The 21,582-nt window shown below is 49.2% G+C and carries 15 protein-coding genes; 11 read left to right on the top strand and 4 right to left on the bottom strand.

Annotated features, from left to right (window positions below; genetic code table 11):
- The first annotated feature begins 13 nt into the window (after positions 1–13).
- From VR7878_RS04965 to VR7878_RS04955, 3 genes are read left to right on the top strand one after another with little or no spacing between them, the layout of a single operon-like run.
- On the top strand, positions 14–7,378 hold the full coding sequence (locus VR7878_RS04965; protein ID WP_077333964.1) for a type I polyketide synthase: 7,365 nt from the start codon (positions 14–16) through the stop codon (positions 7,376–7,378).
- Positions 7,379–8,128 carry an aspartyl/asparaginyl beta-hydroxylase domain-containing protein gene (locus VR7878_RS04960; protein WP_077333962.1) on the top strand — a complete coding sequence of 250 codons (750 nt, stop codon included), beginning with the start codon at positions 7,379–7,381 and terminating at the stop codon, positions 8,126–8,128.
- A gap of 11 nt (positions 8,129–8,139) precedes the next feature.
- A complete protein-coding gene (locus VR7878_RS04955) occupies positions 8,140–8,967 on the top strand; it encodes a phosphotransferase family protein (RefSeq protein ID WP_077333960.1) in 828 nt (275 codons plus the stop codon).
- A 153-nt stretch (positions 8,968–9,120) separates the two neighbouring features.
- Here the strand turns inward: VR7878_RS04955 and bcp are convergent, their stop codons facing one another.
- A complete protein-coding gene (gene bcp / locus VR7878_RS04950) occupies positions 9,121–9,588 on the bottom strand; it encodes a thioredoxin-dependent thiol peroxidase (protein ID WP_077333958.1) in 468 nt (155 codons plus the stop codon).
- A 266-nt stretch (positions 9,589–9,854) separates the two neighbouring features.
- Between bcp and dapA the strand changes: the two genes are divergently transcribed.
- A complete protein-coding gene (gene dapA / locus VR7878_RS04945; RefSeq protein ID WP_077333956.1) occupies positions 9,855–10,733 on the top strand; it encodes a 4-hydroxy-tetrahydrodipicolinate synthase in 879 nt (292 codons plus the stop codon).
- Between the two features lie 97 nt (positions 10,734–10,830).
- Positions 10,831–11,850, top strand: a complete 1,020-nt coding sequence (gene bamC / locus VR7878_RS04940) for an NlpB/DapX family lipoprotein (RefSeq protein WP_077333954.1) — start codon at positions 10,831–10,833, stop codon at positions 11,848–11,850.
- Positions 11,851–12,078: 228 nt separating this feature from the next.
- Here the strand turns inward: bamC and VR7878_RS04930 are convergent, their stop codons facing one another.
- Genes VR7878_RS04930 through VR7878_RS04920 form a run of 3 tightly spaced genes read right to left on the bottom strand, consistent with a single transcriptional unit; the run spans position 12,079 to position 14,262 of the window.
- Positions 12,079–12,762, bottom strand: a complete 684-nt coding sequence (locus tag VR7878_RS04930) for a M15 family metallopeptidase (RefSeq protein WP_077333950.1) — start codon at positions 12,760–12,762, stop codon at positions 12,079–12,081.
- 1 nt (position 12,763) lies between these two features.
- On the bottom strand, positions 12,764–13,900 hold the full coding sequence (dapE, locus tag VR7878_RS04925) for a succinyl-diaminopimelate desuccinylase (protein WP_077333948.1): 1,137 nt from the start codon (positions 13,898–13,900) through the stop codon (positions 12,764–12,766).
- Positions 13,901–13,914: 14 nt separating this feature from the next.
- Entirely contained in the window at positions 13,915–14,262 is a 348-nt protein-coding gene (locus VR7878_RS04920) for an ArsC family reductase (protein WP_077333946.1), read from the bottom strand.
- Between the two features lie 203 nt (positions 14,263–14,465).
- On the opposite strand from VR7878_RS04920, the gene VR7878_RS04915 reads away from it, so the two are divergent.
- From VR7878_RS04915 to VR7878_RS04885, 6 genes are all read left to right on the top strand, one after another.
- Complete coding sequence (locus tag VR7878_RS04915) at positions 14,466–14,753, top strand: winged helix-turn-helix domain-containing protein (RefSeq protein WP_077333944.1); 288 nt, start codon at positions 14,466–14,468, stop codon at positions 14,751–14,753.
- Positions 14,754–15,175: 422 nt separating this feature from the next.
- Positions 15,176–17,107 carry an FTR1 family iron permease gene (locus VR7878_RS04905; protein ID WP_077333940.1) on the top strand — a complete coding sequence of 644 codons (1,932 nt, stop codon included), beginning with the start codon at positions 15,176–15,178 and terminating at the stop codon, positions 17,105–17,107.
- A 36-nt stretch (positions 17,108–17,143) separates the two neighbouring features.
- On the top strand, positions 17,144–17,662 hold the full coding sequence (locus VR7878_RS04900) for an iron transporter (protein ID WP_077333938.1): 519 nt from the start codon (positions 17,144–17,146) through the stop codon (positions 17,660–17,662).
- Positions 17,663–17,744: 82 nt separating this feature from the next.
- On the top strand, positions 17,745–19,175 hold the full coding sequence (locus tag VR7878_RS04895; RefSeq protein ID WP_077333936.1) for a Fe-S-containing protein: 1,431 nt from the start codon (positions 17,745–17,747) through the stop codon (positions 19,173–19,175).
- The gene (locus VR7878_RS04890) at positions 19,175–20,458 is read left to right on the top strand and encodes an ABC transporter permease (protein ID WP_077333934.1); all 1,284 of its coding nucleotides are present in this window, start codon (positions 19,175–19,177) and stop codon (positions 20,456–20,458) included. The genes VR7878_RS04895 and VR7878_RS04890 overlap by 1 nt, the downstream gene beginning before the upstream one ends.
- Positions 20,445–21,581, top strand: a complete 1,137-nt coding sequence (locus tag VR7878_RS04885) for an ABC transporter permease (protein ID WP_077333932.1) — start codon at positions 20,445–20,447, stop codon at positions 21,579–21,581. Before VR7878_RS04890 ends, VR7878_RS04885 begins: the two co-directional genes overlap by 14 nt.
- Position 21,582 lies beyond the last annotated feature (1 nt).

The raw sequence follows: 21,582 nt of genomic DNA, 5'->3' as shown, positions 1-21,582 counted from the left end.
GGAGATAAACAGAATGCAATGGAAATCGGAAATGCGTCAGTGTGTACAGGACTTGGTGACCTGTCATCCGGAAGAGCGGATGAACGACTATGCGTTGATTTTTTTGGATCACACTGGCCAACGCCGGGAATTGCTCACCTACATCGACCTGAAAACTCGTTGTCTGGCAGCGGCGCGCCAGATGCGCCACAGGACGAACCCCGGTGATGTTGTGCTAATCGCGATTGAAGATCAATGTCAGTTTGTGATTGGTTTTTTTGCCTGCCTGTTGGCCGGATGTGTCCCAGCTCCCTTACCGGCGTTTCGCCATCAAAACGACAAGCAGACTATTGGCCGTATCCGGGCGATTGTGCAGGCCGGGGATGCCACAATCCTGTTACTGCCGGTAGAGCAACAGGCGCTGGCACAGATGTGTTTTGCGGATTTGCCACTCAACATACTGTGTGTGACATCGCTGATTGCGCCGGAGGCGGACTCCGATTCATCAGAACCGCTTGTCCTGCCGGAAGTCTCGCCACAGGATATTGCCTATATTCAGTACACGTCCGGCTCCACCAGTCAGCCGAAAGGTGTGTGCCTGACCCACACACAGGTGCTGGCGAATCTGGATGCGATGGGCGGTACGTTTCAGCGTCAGGAACGGGTGCGGATGGTGGGCTGGTTGCCCCTGCATCACGATATGGGGCTGGTCGGGCATTTGTTTACGGTGCTTAATGAATCGGGTCAGGGGTACTTTCTGCCGCCGGCGTCTTTTCTGGCGGCACCTGACGTTTGGCTTGCGGCCGTTCACCGCTACCGGGGGAATCTGGCGGCGGTGCCTGCGTTTGCGATTGACGACTGTTTGCGCCGGGTCACGACGCCCGATCCCCAATGGGATCTCAGTTGTCTCAAGTATTTGTATGTCGGCTCCGAGACTGTGGATGTCGGGCAACTGACCGCTTTTGTCGAGCGATTTCAGGCAGTCGGGATTCAGGCCAGCGCCATTTATCCGGTTTATGGTCTGGCGGAGGCCACGTTACTGGTTGCCGGCGGGATGTTGAGTCTGGCTGCATTGGAGCCTTACATCATGGATAAATCAGCAGGCAGTGTGCAGTGGCGTTTAACGCCTTATCCGCTCAGTGCTCTGCAACAGGACATTGGTATCTGCGATCCCGCTTCTGGCACCGAGCTACCGCCGGGGCAGGAAGGGGAGATTATCGTCCGGTCGCCTTCCATCTTCTCCGGTTACTATCAGTCGGACTCAGGGCAACTTCCCGGCGGGGTGACAGCCCTGCATACCGGGGATTTGGGATTGTTGGTCAACGGATGTCTTTATATCACCGGGCGTTTGAAAGAAACGGTGATTCTCCGGGGCGTCAGTTATCATGCAGAAGATCTGGAAATGGTCGCTAAATTTGATCATGACAGTCTCCGCAGTGACGACAAAACCGCTTGTGTCGGCCATGTGGTGAATGGACATGAACAGTTGGTGATTTTTCAGGAAATCCAGCGGCATACACCCAGACATCAGTACCCGGCCATTGTCCAAACCATGCAGGCGAATTTGTCTGACAACTTCGGGATTCAGGCGCAGGCTATCCACCTGATTGCCGCAGGTCTGATGCCGAAAACTCCGAATCATAAATTGGCCAGAAACCGCTGCATGGCTTTGTATCTTTCCGGGGAACTGAAAACACTCTATTCGAGTCCTGAAGTGCCGGTGGGCAAGGTATCTGCATCATCAGCCACGTCAGAGGCCGATGATGCGGTGGTGATTGTGGGCATGGCCTGCCGTTTCCCCGGTGGCGTCGAGACACTGGAGCAGTTCTGGCAGATGTTGTGTGAAGGTCGGGACGGGATTACCAAAGTTCCCGCAACCCGTTGGGACAACAGTATTTTCTTTGACCCTCAAGTTGCAGTGCCGGGAAAAATGAATACCCGCTGGGCCGGATTGACGGATCACATTGATCAATTTGATCCGGCTTTATTTGGTATCTCGCCCTATGAAGCGGCAGAAGTCGATCCGCAGCAGCGAATGTTACTGGAAACCTCTTGGCGACTGCTGGAACACGCCGGTGTGACCAAAGCCGACTTAAAGCATTCCGATACGGGGGTTTTTATTGGCATTGCGAACAATGACTATCTCTATCTGAAAATCAAATTGTCTGAAACGCTGGAAGGGTTTAATGCGTATTCCGGCTTGGGGAATGCCAACAGTATTGCCGCCAATCGATTGTCTTATTTTTATGATCTCAAAGGGCCGAGTGTGGCCATTGATACGGCGTGTTCTTCCTCTCTGACGGCTTTTAATTATGGTTTGAAAGCCATCCGTGACGGTGAATGCGAACAGGCGATTGTCGGGGGGGTTAACGCGATTATTTCTCCGGGGACCACCGTAACCTTGTCTCAGTTTGGGATGATGTCCCCCAAGGGACGGTGTAAAGCCTTTGATGCCAGTGCGGACGGGTATGTCCGGGCTGAAGGGTGTGGTCTGGTGATGCTGAAACGCCGCAGCGCTGCGATGCGTGACGGAGATCGAATTCTGGCAGAGGTTAAGGGTTGTGTAGCCGCACAGGACGGGCAAAGTGCCGGTATGACTTTTCCTAATGGCACGGCCCAGCACCGCCTGATCCGTAAAACCCTGCAACAGGCCGGATTGACCGGTTCGGAAGTTCGTTTTATTGAAGCGCACGGAACAGGCACTCCTACCGGTGATCCGGTGGAGATGGAACAGCTCGTGGATCTGTATGGCGGCCCGGGTGGTGCCCCTTGTTATGTCGGTTCTGTGAAAGCGAATATCGGGCACCTTGAATCGGCTGCCGGAATTGCCGGAGTTATTAAAGTGGTGTTGATGCTCAACCGACATATCATCCCGCCTCAGGTTCATTTTTCACAATTGAATCCACGGATTCACCTTGAACACAGCCGCTTGATGATCCCTGTTGAGGCGCGCCCGTGGGAGGATCGGCACAAAGTGGCAGCGGTGAGTTCGTTTGGGTTTGGCGGCTCTCTGGCGCATGCTATTCTGGCCGCACCGGAACCCGTTACAGGTGTTCAGACGGCCGAAACGGGGGAAATGTCATTTTTCGCAGATTATAAACGGGCTTCCCGTGACGGGGCGTTCTATGAAGATATATGCCATGAAGGGACAGAACAGTTGTTTGTGCTTTCCCATCACAGCGCTGGCGGGCTCCTGAATCAGGCCCGTTGCTGGTCGGAATTTCTGGAGACACCACCGCTGATTTCTCTGGCGGATCTCACCACAACGCAGGCTCAGTGCCGCACGCACCTCAGATACAGGAAAGCCTTTGTGGCTGACAGTCACTCGGGTTTGCAAGCGCAACTGGCACAGTTCGTCAGTCGGCAGAGTAAGGTCACCGTCCCGGCGGACATGTCGGCGCGTGTGTGTTTTCTGTTCAGCGGGCAAGGCGGACAATACCTACACATGGGAGAAACGCTGTATCAGACACTGACTGTTTTCCGTCAGGCTTTTGACCGCTGCGCCAAAGCATGGGCAGAGGCGAGCTTACCGGGACAGACACTCCTCGGGGAGCATCAGGACCGACACGCACAGAGCTTGTCATTACAAACGCTGGCTTTCGATACGCCGGCAGATAATGTGGTTGCGCAATGCTATCAGCCGGTTGTTTTATTCGCGATTCAATACGCGTTGGGAATTGCCTGGCAGGCGTGTGGAGTCATGCCGTACCGACTACTGGGACATAGTTTAGGAGAGTATACAGCGGCGTGTCTGGCAGGATGTTTTTCACCGGAAACCGGGGTCAGGCTGCTGAAAAAACGTGCAGAACTGGTGGTGAAGCTTGCCGCACCGGGCACCATGGTGACTCTGTTTGCAGGCAAGGCTGAAGTGGCAGCAGCATTGGGGGATGCCCCGGTGCAGATTGCGGTGGTCAACAGTCCGGGTAAAACCGTGATTGCCGGGCCGGAGGCTGCTGTCCGGCAGGTCGCACAGCAATTTTCCGACAGAGGAGTACAGGTGCAACCTTTGCCGGTACCGTATGCGTATCACTGTCATTTGCTGGATCCTGTTCTGGCGGCCTTTAACGCGTATGCCAGTCAGTTTACGTTTCTTCCACCGGTCAAATATTGGATATCTTCAACCACGGCAACTCGGATGACGGAAGCCCCGACTGCTGCCCACTGGGTGCGGCATATGCGCGAGACGGTGCTGTTCTCTGATGCAGTCGGACATCTGGCGCAGGACAACGTCAGCAACTTTCTGGAAATTGGACCGGGTACCGGCACTTTAGTGGCAGTCCGGGAATGTCTGACACAACCGGATCTGGTGTTACTGCGTTCTTTGAGTCCGCCAAAAGGCGGTAAAACCGAGCGTGCTCATTTTCTTGAGAGTGCCGGGCGGCTTTACGAACAGGGTGTGGATCTCATCTGGCAATCACTGCTTGCCGGCGAGCAAAAACCGGATCAGATTCCCGGTCTGGTTTTTGATCACCAGCGTTATTGGCTTAAAGGGCTCGAACCGGAAAACATCGCAGCCTTTGCCGGGCCGATTTATGGCAGACACTTACCCATCTCGTCCGACGCTTCAGCGTCAGCCGGGAGACCCGTACAGCCAGCCCGGTACGATTTGGTGTGGGTCAAACGGCAACCCGTGCCGCATCCTGAGGACGTGGTGGATTTGAGAACCCGGCTCTCTTGGTTGTTGGTCGGGCCGGATTCGGCCATCTTACAATCTCTTAGTGCGCAAATCAGGGCGCGCGGGCATCAGGTCTTCTGGCTTTCGACCGACGGCGCGGATCGTCACGCCTGTGATGCCTGCCTGTTACCGCAGGCGGAGACGGCTGATGCCTTTGTCACCCTGAATCATATTCTCACCAGCAGAAGCCGGGCAGATATTGAAGCCTGGAAAGTGGTTTACTTATCGGATGAGGATACCCTCATAGCCCCGGATCAACTTGCATTACCAGAGATGGATCAAGCACTGAGAACGTCATTGGGCGGCTTGATAGTCTTGCTGAAAGCGCTCCGTCAGGTTGCAATCACACCTCCGGTGTGGGTGGTGACCCGAATGTCGCAACAGCTCATGTCAGATGCCGCCGAACAGGTGAATCTGAGCGCAGCCCCGATTTGGGGCTTCGCCAAAACCTTGTATCTCGAACATCCTGAATGGCGCGGGGGTATGATTGATCTTGATGCCGGTACCAGTGCTGATACGAATGCTGCCGGATTGATGGCGAAGATACTGCATCCCGGCTCTGAACATTGCGTGGTATTCAGGCAAGGGGATCAATATGTTGAGCAATTGGCGCCGGTGTCCGCACCGTCGCAGCCTTCAGAAACTGTGACCTTTCGTGATGACGGGGTGTTTGTGATCACCGGCGGACTAGGCGGATTGGGGCTGAAAACCGCGCAATGGGTGATCGATAAAGGCGCGAGGCACCTAATTCTAATCAGTCGTCAGTCACTCCCGCCGGAGGAACAGTGGGTGACACTGACGGACAGGGATCCGGTATTGACACAGGTACAACAGCTACAAGTTCTGCGGGCGCAACAGGTGATCGTTGAGGTGGTAAGTCTGGATGTCCGGAACCCCGGTGCGCTGACTGGATTGGTGCAGTCGTTGGCAGAGAGAGACATTCCGGTACGTGGCTTGATTCATGCCGCGGGGGTGAACTGGTTTGATAAAATCATTGACTTGGATCCGGAGGCATTCTTCGATACCTTGCAGACCAAAATTGCAGCTACATGGCAACTGCATCAACTCAGTTTGTCGATGGATTTGGATTGTTTCCTCTTATATTCATCGGTCTCTGCCTTATGGGGATCGGTGAACCTGAGTCACTACACAGCCGCGAACTTCTTTTTGGATGCAGTGAGTTTATACCGGCAGGGCATCGGGCTACCGGCCCTGAGCCTGGATTGGGGCCCGTGGGCAGAAGTCGGGATGAGTGCGAAACCGGAAGAAGCCCAAATATTGGGCAAAATGGGATTTACGCTGATGCCACCGACTGATGCATTGCATGTGATGGAGGAGGCAATGGTGACCGGGCGTGCGCTGTCGCTGATTGGTCAGATTGACTGGCAGCAGTATCAATCGTTTATCGACTTCACCCTGCAACCCTCTTTGTTTGAACAAGTGGTCGGGGTGCATCACCTCGCTGATGCGGCGGTGACACAGGAGCATTTGCAGCCGATTGTTGGGGCAGGCCCGGCAGAGGCTAGGGCACAGATCAAACAAATCGTGGTAATGGAATTGCGTTCAGTGATGTTGATTGAATCGGTGGATGACATTCCCGGTGATCAGCGGTTTAATTTTTTGGGAATGGATTCGTTGATGGCGATTTTATTTGCCACCAAGTTGGAGCAGTATTTTCAAGTCAAATTGCCGAACACACTGGCCTATAATTATCCACATATCAATGCCGTGACAGACTATTTGTTTGAGCTGGTGTACCAGACCAAACACCCGCAGACAGCCATGACAGAAGATACCAGGGATGATGTGCCGAATGAGGCTACGATGAAACCGCAGGCGGCTCCGGCTCCGGCTCCAACACTGCCATTACCGATTGCGGCAGTGACTCAGGCTCAGGGGAAGTGGTTCCGGGTCTTCAAACCGATTACCCCGGATACACAAATTGTCCTGTATTGCTTTCCTTATACTGGCTCCGGTGCTTTGGTGTACCAAGCTTGGAACGCTGAGTTGCCGCCCGGGGTGGCGTTGATCGGGGTGCAGCCTCCGGGAAAAGATGAACGCAGTGAAGAGCCACCGTATACCGACATGCATGCACTGATTGATGATTTGATGGCGCATTTTGATCCCCCAGCCGATCTGCCTTTCGCCTTTTATGGACATAGTTTGGGGGCCTTGATGGCATTTGAAAGCTGCCTTGCGCTGGCGCAGGACGGGCGTATGTTGCCGGTTCATATGATACTCTCCGGGTGTAATGCGCCAGCGGTGAGAGACTCAGAGCACATTCATGGTTTGCCCGATGATCAGTTCATTGATGCCGTGTTAGAAAAGTACGAAGGTGCAGATCGTCACTCGACCCGGCGCCTGATTTTGGCACGCACTATCACACTCCTGCGAGCGGATATTAAACTGCTGGAAACTTATCAGCCTCAGGATAGTACCGTTGGGGTGCCGCTTCAGATTATCGCCGGTCTGGACGATCCGATTTTGTCCCCCAAACGTGTCAGACAGTGGGTGAATTTTTCGACCGGAGATTTTGAGCTGTGCTATCTGCCGGGTGGACATCGTTTGGTGCATGAGCAACAAGCGCCGTTGCTGGCACTGATAGCACACACATTGCGGGATTATCTTGCAGATAAGTCATCAAACCCACAGGAGAATATCGACATTCATATGGTTGATATTTCTTCAGTAGCGGTGCAGCCGCATCTCAATGGGGGGAAGTGAATGTTTAGTCGGTCTACCCAACCTTGGTACAGTATTTTTGGTGGTCGCTATACCGGAGATCACCCTTCTTTTTATGACAAAGCAGATCAGCCCTGGACGAAGATTCTGGAAGAGAACTGGTTGGTCATCCGGGATGAGCTTTTCGAACTGTTAGAAGAGAACCCGGAGCGGTTGCAGCCCTATAAAATCAACCATGCAATGGCTTTTCCTCCGCAGCAGTGGAAAACTATGGGGCTGATGTTCTGGCGTTTGAAAAATCGTCATAACTGCAAGCGGTGCCCGGAGACGATCAAGTTGCTCAAGGCCTTGCCTGGTTGCACTTCGGCCTCTTTAAGTATTTTAGAGCCGCAATCTAACATCAATCCGCATCAGGGAGATACCGATGCGGTTATCCGTTGTCATATGGGGCTGAAAATTCCGGCACCCCTGCCGGACTGCGGTTTTCAGGTCAGGGATAAAATCAAGGGCTGGCAGGAAGGTGTGACCCTGTTGTTTTGCGATGCACAGACGCACACGGCCTGGAACCATACTGATCTGCGACGTTATGTGATGATTCTGGATATCATACGGCCGGAATATCAGCATCGAAAAAATGATATCTGCGCACATGTGCTGGCGTCTGCGATGATTCAGATGCTCTATCAAAAGTATGAGTTTTTGCGCCGGAGAAAACGGTATGTCAAAAAATCAATCTATCACGTGCTGCGGGTGGGGTTTGCTGTCTATCTCCCTATTCACAACCTGCTTTGAAGAGAGGATAGATGACACGACTGCTGCTGAGTCATGGGAAGACGGAGCTTGTGTTGTCGACAGATGCCCGGACGGTGGTGAAATTCTTTCACCCGACGGTGAGCCGTGAGCGGGTTGAACGTGAAGTCGCCCAGACTCGCAGGGCAAAAGATTATGGCATCCGGGTGCCGGATATCTATGACGTGATTCAGCAAGGAGACCGGTTTGGTGTGGTTATGGAGTACATTCAGGGGCCGACGATGACTGATATTTTATCGAAAGCCCCGTACAGAATTCACGCCTACGCTAGACAGCTCGCTCGGATACAGGCAGAGATCAATGCTGTTGATGTGTCAGGGTTTACCGAACAGAGTTCGCTGATGCGCACTGCCATTTTGCAGACGAAAGCTCGTTTGGGAGAAGAGGGCAGCGCGCATATCGTCCGGTTGTTTGATCAGCTCCCGCAAGCCAACCGGCTGTGTCACAACGATTTGCATCAGGAGAATCTTATTTTCACCCGAACGGGGCCAGTCGTGTTGGACTGGGCGGAAGCAACCGTGGGTCATCCGATCGCTGATGTGGTCCACACGCTGCTGATCCAGAAGCACCCAGTGCAGGCACCTGTGTTGCAAAATTCTTCCCTTTATCATCGGTTACATAATGCCTATCGCCGGTATTTTGCCCGGATTTTTCTTAACGAATACCTTCGCCTTTCTGGGCTTGATCGAGAAGCCATTGACCCTTGGTTATTACCCGTCGCTGCGACTCGTTTGTTTACAAAAATCGAGCCCGAAGAGAAAGATTGGACGGAACACTATATTCGTGGGGAGTTGCTAACAAATTATTCATATAAAAGGTAGCTCTGGCTTTGACAAACCGAGTGATTGTGGAACCATTTTATCAATCGCTAAAAACGGTAGTTAGGTGATGGATATTGATAAAATCGTGAATCACTTGTTGTAGTGACAGGAAATTCACGATTTGTTTAATTTGAAATTGATGAAGAGACCAATTTATTTGCTATTCAGATAATTCAATACCACTTCATGGTGATCTTTGGTTTTGAACTTATCAAAGACGTGCTCGATGACTCCCTCTTCATTGATGAGAAAACTGATACGGTGCAAACCATCGTAGACTTTGCCCATGAATTTTTTCTCTCCCCAGACCCCGAAGGCTTCTGCGAGCTGGTGGTCTTCATCCGAGAGCAGTGTGAAATTCAGGTTATCTCTTTCAATAAATTTGCCTAAACGCTTAACCGGATCGGTACTCACGCCCAGCACAACAACATTTTTATTATCCAGTTCAGCTTTGATATCGCGCAGCCCTTGCGCCTGAACGGTACACCCGGGAGTCATGGCTTTCGGATAAAAATACAGCAGCACTTTTTTGCCTTTAAAATCATCTAGACTCACCGGATTGCCATCTTGATCCGGCAGTGAAAAGTGCGGTGAAGGTGTACCTGCTTGTAGTGGATTCATGATATTTCCTTTTGTCAGCTTATTTATATGTATTCATTACTATTGTCGGGATCTTATACCCTGAGAGTCATAGAGACTCAAGTCAGACTGTCAGAAAACAGAGATTCGAATCCGGCGGGTAAATATCCCCCACAACTTCAAGAAACTACATCGATAAATCATTTGGATAGATTCTCTTGTTTTACTCAAATAAGAGAACTTATTCACTTGTGTTTCTCAGTATCCTTACAGTACCATGCAGTGAGATTCAACTTATGGAGAAAGACATGTTTTCTGGAAGTATAGTCGCACTAATTACCCCTTTTGATAGCGATGGAGAAGTAGACTACGGAAGTCTCAAAAAATTGGTCGATTTTCATGTAGATGCCGGAACCGATGCGATTGTATCCGTTGGCACCACCGGAGAATCTGCAACACTGACGATTGAAGAGCATGTTAAAGTTGTATCTAAGACGGTTGAGTATGCCGAAGGGCGTATTCCTGTCATTGCCGGAACCGGAGCCAATGCCACACATGAGTCTCTGACATTTAGCCGTTTACTGTGTAATACCGGTATTTCTGGTTTTTTGAGCGTCACGCCTTATTACAACAAACCAACGCAGCAAGGGTTGTACTTACATTATAAAGCGATTGCCGAAGAGACGGATATTCCCGTTATTCTGTATAACGTACCGGGTCGTACTGCGGTAGATATGCAGCCGGAGACGGTGGCGCGCTTAGCTGAATTGAAAAACATTGTCGGGATTAAAGATGCAACCGGTGATTTGAGTCGGGTTGCGAAACACCGTGAACTTTGCGGCGAAGACTTTGTCTTACTGAGCGGTGATGATTCAACCGGGCTGGAATTTATCAAGTTGGGTGGTCATGGGGTGATCTCCGTAACCAACAATATTGCGGCAGCAGCAATGGCACAAATGGTTCATCTTGCTTTAGACGGGCAGTTTGATGCCGCAGCAGCGCTGAATGAAAAGTTAATGTCTTTGCATAAAAACCTGTTTATTGAGTCGAGCCCGATCCCGGTTAAGTGGGCAGCCCATAAAATGGGATTGATTGATGGCGGTTTGTTACGTTTACCCATGACAGAATTATCTGGACCCTGTCAACCGATTGTATTACAAGCGTTGGCTGATGCCGGATTGCTATAAATTTTTGGTTTGATTGCTGTTTCATCATCATGGGACGGCAATTATCGTTCGAGAATAGTTGTATGAAGCGAGCGTTGGTTTTCGTGTAGGAGTATGAATGAAATTTTTCAATCAGCTAGTTTGTAGTTCACTGGCTGTATTTATGATGTCTGGATGTTCTGATAGTGCTTTGACACGACAAGCAGCAGAAGGCGACTTTGATTATTTAAACGCAAAATTATCCACGACTTGGAAAATGCCTCAGGATGCTGAATTACAGCTCTACCACAATTACGATATTCCGGATGGCAAATATCAGGGTGGGTTGGGTGAACAGGTTGATATTCGTCCGCCCCAATCTGTATTGGCTTTGATCCCCGGCGTTCGGATTGACAGCGATAACAATGAGATTACGTTCTGGACGGTGAAGCCACAGCTTGCGGATCAAATCTGGCAGGTCATTTCTCAGTATTTAGATCAACATCAAGTCGCACGTTCGCAGAGTCGTCCTTCTTTGATTGATACCGCTTGGATATCATGGTCAGCAGAAGATGAAGTTGCACCAGTGAAAGCGAGATATCGCTATACCCGTATCCAGCAAGGAAAACAGTACGGTATAAAAGTGTCATTGTTGGACATGCAGCAGAATGGTTCGACAGGAAAAGCGATTTACAATCAGAATCGTTATGCCGTGACAATGGCCAATGCGATTACGATGCAATATGATCGTCAGGCTCAGGAAGAAGCAGCGAGAAAGTCTCGGCAGATGGCTCAGCAAATTGCTGTCGCGATGGGCTCGGATCGCAGTGGCTTACCGGTTGTAATTGCCAGAACCTCCTATGACAATATGTGGCAGCGTTTGCCGGATGCCTTGGTTAAAATAGGTTTTAATGTTGAAGATCGCAACCGCTCTCAAGGTACAGTCAAAGTTAAATTCAGCCAGCCGGATGATGAAGTCTGGCAAGCACTTGGTGTTGCACCGGTTTCTCTTGATAACGGCACTTATACACTATTGCTGGGGGATTTAGGGAACCGGACGTCTGTCAATATCACCGGTAAGAATGATAAACCGGTTGCGGAAGAGAAGCTCAAAGAATTTTCTGCTGCGTTATCGGCCTCGTTTCACGAGTCACGATAGACGGATGAATTGATATAAAAAGAAAAAGGGATGATTATTCATCCCTTTTTTTGATCTCTTGTTGATGTTTTTTATCTAATTCGAGCAATCGATCCAAATCATTTTTGTGGTTCTTGTTCAGTTTATCGAGGTTTTTGGGAGTCAGATATTTTAGCGCAGCAACGTTGCCAACAATAATGCTGATAACAACGGTAATAATGAACCAGGGTGAAGTCAGGAAATCCATATCTATGCACCGCTTTGTTCTATATTGATGACAAATTGAGTGTATATAGTATAGAGCATTTTGTGAACAGTGTCTTTGCCTGCAAGCGGTTCGTCAGCTAATGCCTGAAAAATAATCTCAGGTGACATCTGATCCAGACATTGTGTTGCAACATGGTGATGACTGATATGCCAGGGTTCGATCGAAACGCCACCCCGATCCCGTTGATACGGCAGGAAAAAGCCGAACTGGGAGAGATTTTGTGCTAACCATGTCGAAAATTGAGCCTGATGGCCGGTTTGATATTCCCACGGTTCCAGATGCAGTGATTCGTTGGCTGGCAAAGCATTTTTGTCATACACATCAAAGTCAGTGCCCCAATGGTGCCGGCTGGCTCCGGGAAGGGCTGACCAGCGTAAAATTGCCAGAACTTTTTCTCGTTCTGGCAGGTGTAAAGCATTGAGCGGACGACTTTGTGAATCGAGCAGTGGGCGTTCCCCCGCGAATTTAAGGTTCCAGATTGCAAGCTGCTTGTGAAAATCACGAAATCCGCTGGCAATCTGTAAATGGAATCCGGCTTGGTGAGCGGCCTGTTTCAACGCGAAAAAATCTTGAGCGACCGCCTGATGGATCAGGAAGGTTTTGCTATCAACAAGAAATGCTTGCAGATGTTGCTCACTTTTTCCGGTTAATTGCTCAGGTGTCATATCATCGGGCCAGTAAGTTATTCAAGATGTGTTGATACATATCGGTCAGTTTTTCAAGATCAGGAATGCTGACACATTCATTGACTTTGTGTATCGTCGCATTGACCGGGCCGAGTTCGACGACCTGTGCACCCATCTGAGCGATAAACCGACCGTCGGATGTCCCGCCGGTTGTGAGTAATGCCGGTTCTTTATGGTTAATCTGGCTGACCGACTTGGTGACGGCTTCCACAAGGCTGCCGGCATCGGTTAAAAACGGTTTACCATTCAAAGTCCATTTCAGTTCATAATCCAGACCGTGTGCATCAAATGTAGCATGGACACGACGCTGAATCTCTTCTGCCGTCAGTTCTGTACTGTAACGGAAGTTAAACTGGACATGGAATTCCCCCGGAATCACATTTGATGCACCGGTTCCCGCCTGGACATTTGGAATCTGAAAACTGGTCGGCGGGAAAAATGCGTTCCCTTCATCCCATTGAATCGCTGCGAGCTCGGTTAATGCCGGTAGCGCCTGATGAACCGGGTTATTGGCTAAATGAGGATAGGCAACATGCCCTTGAATGCCTTTGACGATTAAATCTCCGGTCAGAGAGCCCCGGCGACCGTTCTTGACCACATCTCCGACAGCGTGGGTGCTGGAGGGTTCACCAACAATACACATATCAATGACTTCATCGCGCGCCATCAATGTATCGACAACCCGGGTGGTTCCGTTAATAAACGGCCCTTCCTCATCAGACGTAATCAGAAATGCAATGGAACCTTGATGATCCGGATGCGCTTCAATAAATCGCTCCACCGCAACAATCATACAGGCGAGTGAGCCTTTCATGTCGGCAGCGCCGCGTCCGTACAAGTGGTCATTGATGACGGTCGGCTCAAACGGGGGCGTATGCCATAGTTCGGCTTTCCCGGCTGGTACGACATCGGTATGGCCGGCGAAGGCAAAGAGTGGTGCCTGCGTGCCGCGTCGGGCCCAGAAGTTGGTTGTGTCTTCAAAAACCATGACTTCAACTTCAAAGCCGAGTGCTTTGAGTCGCGCTATCATTAAGTCTTGGCATCCTGCGTCTTCCGGTGTAACCGAACGACGACAAATTAATTCTTTAGCGAGGGTGAGTACCGGGCTATCGCTCATCCATTTGTTCCTTTCTATGCAAATATCTCAGTATATTGTTCTGGAGAAAAACCAAGGTGAAACGTGTTGTCTACCACCAAAACCGGGCGTTTAATCATGGCCGGAGATTCAACCAATAAGGGAATGACGGTTGTACTGTTTAAGTTATCTTTTTGTGCTTGAGTCAACTGTCTGTAGGTTGTGCCACGTTTATTCAGCACTTTTTCCCAGCCTAAATGCTGACAAAATGCTTCAACCAGTCCGGAATCGATTCCGTCTTTACGGAAATCGTGAAAACGGTATTCAATATTTTCGGCATCTAACCACCGGCGCGCTTTTTTTATCGTGTCGCAGTTGGGGATGCCGTAAAGCGTAATGGTCATATGGTTCCTCAAATTAGAGCAGGCTGTGAACGCATCGTAGCAGGAAGTGAGAGCGCTGACAAAGTTGTGATTCACTGTAAGTCCGGCGGATACCGGTGAATTTTATTCATCGTGTGACAGATAAAAATGAAGTTATTGATCGAACGCAACACACTTTGTGTGAAAACCGAAATAATGGATTGGCACGTGAATAGGAGGTGTCAATGGAATTGAGTCCTGTTTTTGCAAGAAGGCTTTATCTGGCCTACTTGGTTGAAAATTTAGACAGGCCAAATGTCCCCAGATTAATTGAACATACCGGGTGGCCTCGTCGCACAATTCAGGATGTGTTGAAAGCACTACCGGCGATAGGTATTCAACTCATGTTTATTCAAGACGGGAGAAGGCACAATGACGGCTACTATCAGTTATCTGATTGGGGGCCATTTGATAGTCAGTGGATTGTCGAACGTCAGGATGATATAGCTGCAAGTCTGAGTAAATCCCTTTAGTGCGAGAGGACGAGTGTGTTTAATTACACTTTACTGCATGAAAATCAATACATTAGATTATTGTTTATCGCTTGTTTGTTTCATTTTTTATTGGCTGTGCAGGCGATACACGAATTGATATTTATGACAGATTGGCTGACGGTTATCTTTGGTTGTAAGTCGATAAGACGTAAGCATAAAAGCCAGAACATACTGGCTTTATATGCTTGCTGAACGGTATCAGACGCCTGAATTCAGCTTTGAATATTTTCATATTCCGATCAAGTTGATTCATTAGTTTAAACAATATCTTGCCAATATTTTTCTTCCTTATATTCATTTTATAAATGTAATTTTTCAAATGTAACAAAACTTTTCCTTTGCTAATGATAATTGTTTTCGTTAGTATTTTCACTTGTGGTTTGTCTGACAGGAAGTTCTGTATGTTAAGGCTGATAAAGCTTTTCATTATTACTACGATTTTCACTTTTAATTACTCCGTTGCAGCAGCGGTGCTTGATTATCAGGCTGCGGCTGATGATATCAATGCTCGTCTGGATAAAACCGTGCAGCTTTATGCATCTGGTGACCCCGTGCAGGCAAAGAACACGGTACAAATGGCATATTTTGAAGTGTTTGAAGGTCTGGAAGGGCCAATCCGAATTAATTATTCCCGGCAATATGCATATCAGCTGGAAGCTAAATTTGGTGAAATTCGGAAGATGATTAGCAATCAGGCACCAATTGGTGACGTGCAGCAACATGTCGACTGGCTCAAAACTCAAATCGCATCTGTTCCTTCAATTCTGGAATCCGGTACCCAGTTGATCGCTGAAACTGCCGATATCCATCAGGCATCCATTCTACCTTACTGGCGCGAGCAAGTGCTGACGATTGAGCGTTTGGTCAATCAAGGGCTGGCCAGCTATCGCACCTCAGCTCAGGCTGAGACAGAACAGGCAAAGCAACAAAAGCTCGAAGCTGCGGTGAAGCTGATACAACAGGCACAATTTAATGCTTATAAAAACTCTGATCTGGAAACCGCAATTCGTCTGAATCGCTCCGGTGCAAAAGCCGCACAATATAATGACATGTTCAAAACCATGATTGGTCTGGCGAACCAGCCATACTCGATGCAACATTTGGTCGCATTTGGTTATCAGGTTGCGACGCTGACACAAGGGCTGAAAGATGATCTTCCCGGGTTGCCTGCCACACGTGATGATCAGCAACCGACTCAGGATGATGATGAGTCAGTCACGCAACAAAACTGGCAATCGGTAATAACCGGTATTGATGCCGCTATCGCTCAGGCTATTGATCTCTACCAGCAAGGTCAGATTGCGGATGCCATGATGGCGGTTCAGGATACGTATTTTGATCGTTTTGAATCGACAGGGATGGAAAATGCGATTGGTGCCCGGGATACTGCGCTTAAGTCTGAACTGGAAGGCTACTTCACCCGCCTTGTGAGTCTGATGAAAGCCCGCTCCGGGCTGGCTGATATTCAGGCACAGCAGCAGGCATTGAGTCGTGCGCTGGAGCAAGGCGCCACGATGTTGGGGGACAATAATAGCCAGGGTATTTGGGCGATGTTTATCGCCAGCCTTACCATTATTCTCCGTGAAGGGCTGGAAGCGTTGCTGATTGTCGCTGCCATTACCGCTTATCTGGTGAAAAACGAACACGCTGACAAACTCTATATTATTAAAAACTCCGTGGTGGTTGGTGTGGGATTGAGCCTGATCACTGCGGCACTGTTTCAGTGGTTGTTTACCAATGCCGGTGCCAGTCGCGAAATGCTGGAAGGTGTCACCATGCTGATCGCTGTCGTGGTGCTGTTCATGATGAGTTACTGGTTGTTGTCCAAAGTGGAAGCCACCCATTGGAAACAGTATCTCGAAAATAAATTATCCCGCTCACTGACTGCCGGCTCCATTGTCGGTCTGTGGTTTGCCAGCTTCCTGGCTGTCTACCGTGAAGGTGCAGAAACCGTGCTTTTCTATTATGCGCTGGGGGCTGACGGTTCATCAGACTCATTGATCGGGATCTTTGGCGGCCTCGGTGTCGGAATTGTGATTCTCACCATTATCTTTTTCTTGATGCGCTATAGCGTCGTGAAGTTACCCCTCAAACCTTTCTTTATCTTTACCGGTGGATTGATGTATCTGATGGCATTTGTATTTGCCGGTAAAGGTGTATTGGAGCTCATTGAAGCAAAAGTTTTTAACCCGACACTCATCGAGGCCGTTCCGCAAATCAGTTTGTTGGGAGTTTACCCTTATGTTGAAACGTTAATTCCTCAAGTCGCGCTCGTTGCAGCAGCGATTCTGGCATTGATCGTGATTCAGCGTCAGGGGAAACAAATCGCGTAACTTAGTCTGTAACCACTTTATTGAAGGAACTTTTTAATGACGAATAAGCTTTTAATCCCCGTTGCGATTTCAGCAATGTCATTTGGTACTGCAGCCATTGCGGGTGAACACCCGGCGGGCGAAACCGTTGAAATGAATGGTATGGAACTGGCCGCTGTTTATCTGGAACCGGTCACGATGGAACCCCAAGGTATGATGATGGCGGCTTCTCAGGCTGATGTTCACCTAGAGGCGGACATTCATGCACTGAAAGGCAATAAAAATGGCTTTGCGGCCGGTGAATGGATTCCGTATCTGACCATTAGTTACAAAATGAAAAATCTCGATACAGGCAAGACTCAGCAGGGAACATTTATGCCGATGATTGCCTCGGATGGTCCGCATTACGGTTCTAACGTGAAAATGCTTGGGGTGGGGAATTATGAACTCACTTTCCATATTGAACCGCCGTCGAAAGGTGGTCTGCTGCGTCACACCGATGAGGCAACCGGGGTTGGCCGCTGGTATAAACCGTTCGATGTCTCTTACAAATTTAAATATGTCGGCCTGAATTAATTTCTCCTCAAGTCAGGGCGTTATCCAAGGTGGCTTTGTGTTTGTTCAAAGCCACCTGAAAAAATTTATTATGTGAGCTGGTATGAGTTTTTATCTTTCTCAGGTTCTTTCCCACTTTCTTCTCCCCGCGATGATGTTCGGTTTACTTTGGTCTGGCGCGAATACGTCGTATAAGCAAAGATTCTGGTGGTTTGTGCTCCCGGTTATCTTTGGGGTCTGTGCTTATACGTTGTTGCCTTACAGTCAGGTCTACATTTTTTCGATTGGTTGTGCCTATATCGTGGTCTGTCTGCTGTTATTGGGATACGGATTACTGAGCACACAGCCAAGCCGGTGGTTACTCATCTGGCAGGCGATCGTGACAACATTTGCGGCATTTATGTGGGCCAGAATCGCAAAACTGGACATGATGACTGCAACCAGTGTGATTAATACTGAGTTGATTCTGAACGTCGCAGCATTGCTGTTCGGATTCATTTTGATCGGTTTTACCCACGTTTTTACCGGTAAGGTTTTCGAACAGCGCTCGCGCATTTTAAAAAACAGCTGCTTGTTCGCCTTTATTCTGCTGACAATTTTACCGCTCTCCGGTGAGGTGATACTGGCGGGCATGAAGTTGCAGATGATCGAGCTGTATCCGGGACTGCTAAGCTACGTTTCAAAAGTGACCAATTTTTTCTGGTTGTATGCTTATTGTGTACTGGCGCTGAGCCTGATTCCGCTGAGTATGATGGCGTGGTGTGATGTGAAACCGTTGAAAGATGCGGTGAAAAGCCAATCACAGCCAATTGCAAGGCGTAAGCTTCAGGCTCAACTGAATATTCAACGTCGCCGGGCGAGATGTTTTGCGGTCAGTCTGGTGATCATTTTGGGCAATTTATTGTACTGGGATGCCGTAGCGTCTCAGCCACCCACACGTTCTCCGGCTCAGACGATTGAGTTATCAGCAGATGATGCAGTGCATATTCCGGTTACCGACACCTTGAAAGACGGCAAGTTACACCGTTATCAGTGGATTGCCAGTGACGGCAAAGTGGTACGCTTTTTTATCATTGACCGCTATCCCGGTGAAATGAAGTTCGGTGTGGTACTGGATGCCTGCATGTTGTGCGGTGACGCGGGGTATATTCAGGATGGTGATCAGGTGATCTGTCTGGCCTGTGGCGTGCATATCTTTATTCCGTCGATTGGTAATCCAGGGGGATGTAACCCGATTCCGATTGAGAAATGGTCGTTGACAAACAATGAGATCGTTATTGGCAAAGCGATGCTTGAGTCGGGGCTTCAGTATTTTAGCGAGGTGGTGAAAATTACCGTGGTTGATCCGGTCAACGGCCAGTCGCTGACCAATCTGGATGCCCCGTTTAGTTATACGTTTGGCGGGAAAACCTATTTCTTTACCGAGCAGGACTCTTACGATGCATTCCGTGATAACCCTTGGGACTATGTTAGTCAGGGAACTGTTAGTCAGGGAACCGATCATCAGGGGTCTGTGATAGGAGGGACGCAATAATGTTATGGACCATGCTGCGTCAGTCATGGCGTCATGATCGGGGCCGAAAAGTGCTGGCAACGACCACTATCTTTCTGGCTGCGGGACTTATTTCAGCATTATTGGCTATTTCGATCACGATCGGTGACAAGATGTCGGTGGAGATGAAACGCTATGGTGCCAATATCGAAATTACACCGGAAGGTCAGGTGAATCTGCCTTATATGTTGAAAAATGCGCTGACTGACATGGATAAAGATAGCTTGTTACTGGCATCGGAATTACCCAATATTAAGGATATCTTCTGGCGTAATAATATCATCGGGTTTGCCCCCTACGTTCGTGGGAGCGCGACCATCAATCACGATCAAAGTAAGGTCGCCATCGTCGGAACTTTCTTTGATCAGCACCTTGCTGTCCCGGACGAGCCGGATTATCACACCGGTAACAAAATTATTTCTCAGTATTGGAAAGTACAGGGACAGTGGCCGGATGATAGCAAACCGCAGGCCTTGGTCGGAACAGCGCTTGCCAGCCGGATGGGCTGGCACATTGGTGATCAGCTGACGTTGTCCGGTAAGCAACATCATCAACAGGTCACCATTACCGGTATTTTGACCAATGGGGGCAGTGAGGAAGAGGCCGTGGTTGTACCGCTACATATCGGGCAGACATTGCTCGGACTGGAAGGGCGGGTTGAAAGTATTAAGGTCTCTGCGTTGACGGTGCCTGAAAATGCGTTGTCGAAAAAAGCGCGGGAAAATCTGGAATCGTTAGATTCAGATGAATATGACTTATGGTTCTGTACCGCATTTGTTTCTTCTATTTCTTACCAGTTAGAAAAAGCGTTAAGTAATGCTGCGGTGCGCCCTGTCTGGCAGGTCGCTGCATCGGAAGGCATTGTCATTCGTAAAATTCAAAGCTTACTGTTTATGGTGACTCTGGCGGCATTTATTGCCGCCTCAATGGGAATTGCTTCTCTCATGACCAATGCAATTTTACAGCGTTCGAAAGAGATTGGGCTGATGAAGTCTCTCGGTGCTCATAACTGGCAGGTGTACTTGCTGTTTTATGCCGAATCGGTTGTCTGTGGTTTACTGGGCGGAATTCTGGGGTGTGCTGCCGGATGGGGCTTATCGAAAATCATGGGCTATGCCCTGTTCGGGTCGTTTATTCACTTCCACTGGATCATCATTCCGCTCATTCTGGTTATCTCGGTCATCATGACCGTATGCGGTACGTATTTTCCTTCCCGACGAATTGCTGCTCTTTATCCGATTGAGGTTTTGTATGGCCGTCAATAAACATTCGATGCAAAGTCTGCTGGTCATTCGTTCTCTGAAACTCCGTCTGCGCCGGGTGGTTGTTGTGCTTGCTGCGTTGACCATGGGCGCGGCTATCGTGACCGCAATGGCTGGGGTCTATTTCGATATTAATCAGAAAATGAGTCATGAACTGCGCAATTACGGGGCGAATTTTTATGTCGGTCCTGCTGCTGAGTCTGCGACGTTATCGACTCGGGCTTACCGCACAATGCTTGATTTGGCACCAAAAGCACATTTAGTGGCATCCAGCCCGTATCTGTATGGTGTGGTGCAATCCGATTTAGAAAAGGTGGTGGCAATGGGCGTTGATTTTTCCCAACTGAAAAAGCTGGTGCCGTACTGGCAGGTTCAGGGGGAATGGATCGGGGTCTCTTTTGATCAACGCAATGCGATGATTGGGACTAATCTGGCGAAAAAGCTCGAAGTGAAGGTTGGCTCTCAACTGAGTATTATTCAAGGAGATACCCGTCATACCTTTACCATTAAAGGGATTATCGATGCCGGTGCGGATGAAGATAACTATCTGATTGTCAATATTTCGATGCTTCAGAAATGGCTTAACCAACCTGAACAGGCCAATTACGCGATGTTTAGTATCGATAACGCTCAGGGGCAGGTGAGTCAGTACGCTGAGCGCCTGAAAGCGCGTTACCCGAATCTCACGATTCGTCCCATCCTGAAAGTGTCTGCGTCTGAAGGAAAAGTGCTCAATAAAATCAAGCTGCTGATGGGGGTGGTCGCAGTGGTGATTCTGATCCTGTCCACCTTATGTGTGAATACCACATTAACGGCAATGATTGGTGAACGCCGTCATGAGTTTGCACTGCAAAAAGCACTGGGTGCATCACATCAAGCGATTACCCGCCAGATTTTGTCAGAGACATTGCTGATGACCTTTGCGGCGATTGTGATCGGGTTAGGTGTCGGTTATATCCTTGCTCAAATCCTTGGGCAAACGGTGTTTAGTGCTTCCATTGATCTGCGTTTGCCGGTCTTTATCATCACGACGATTTTATCTGTTTGTGCAGCGCTGGTGGCTGCAATTATCCCGACTTTACGCGCAATGAAAGTTGATCCGGCGAAAGTGTTGAAAGGAGAGTAAT

It is taken from the genome of Vibrio ruber DSM 16370 (assembly GCF_900163965.1).
In the GTDB taxonomy this organism is placed as follows: domain Bacteria; phylum Pseudomonadota; class Gammaproteobacteria; order Enterobacterales; family Vibrionaceae; genus Vibrio; species Vibrio ruber.
Note: the sequence above shows the minus strand (reverse complement) of the source record. Positions and strands in the feature narration are given on the sequence as shown.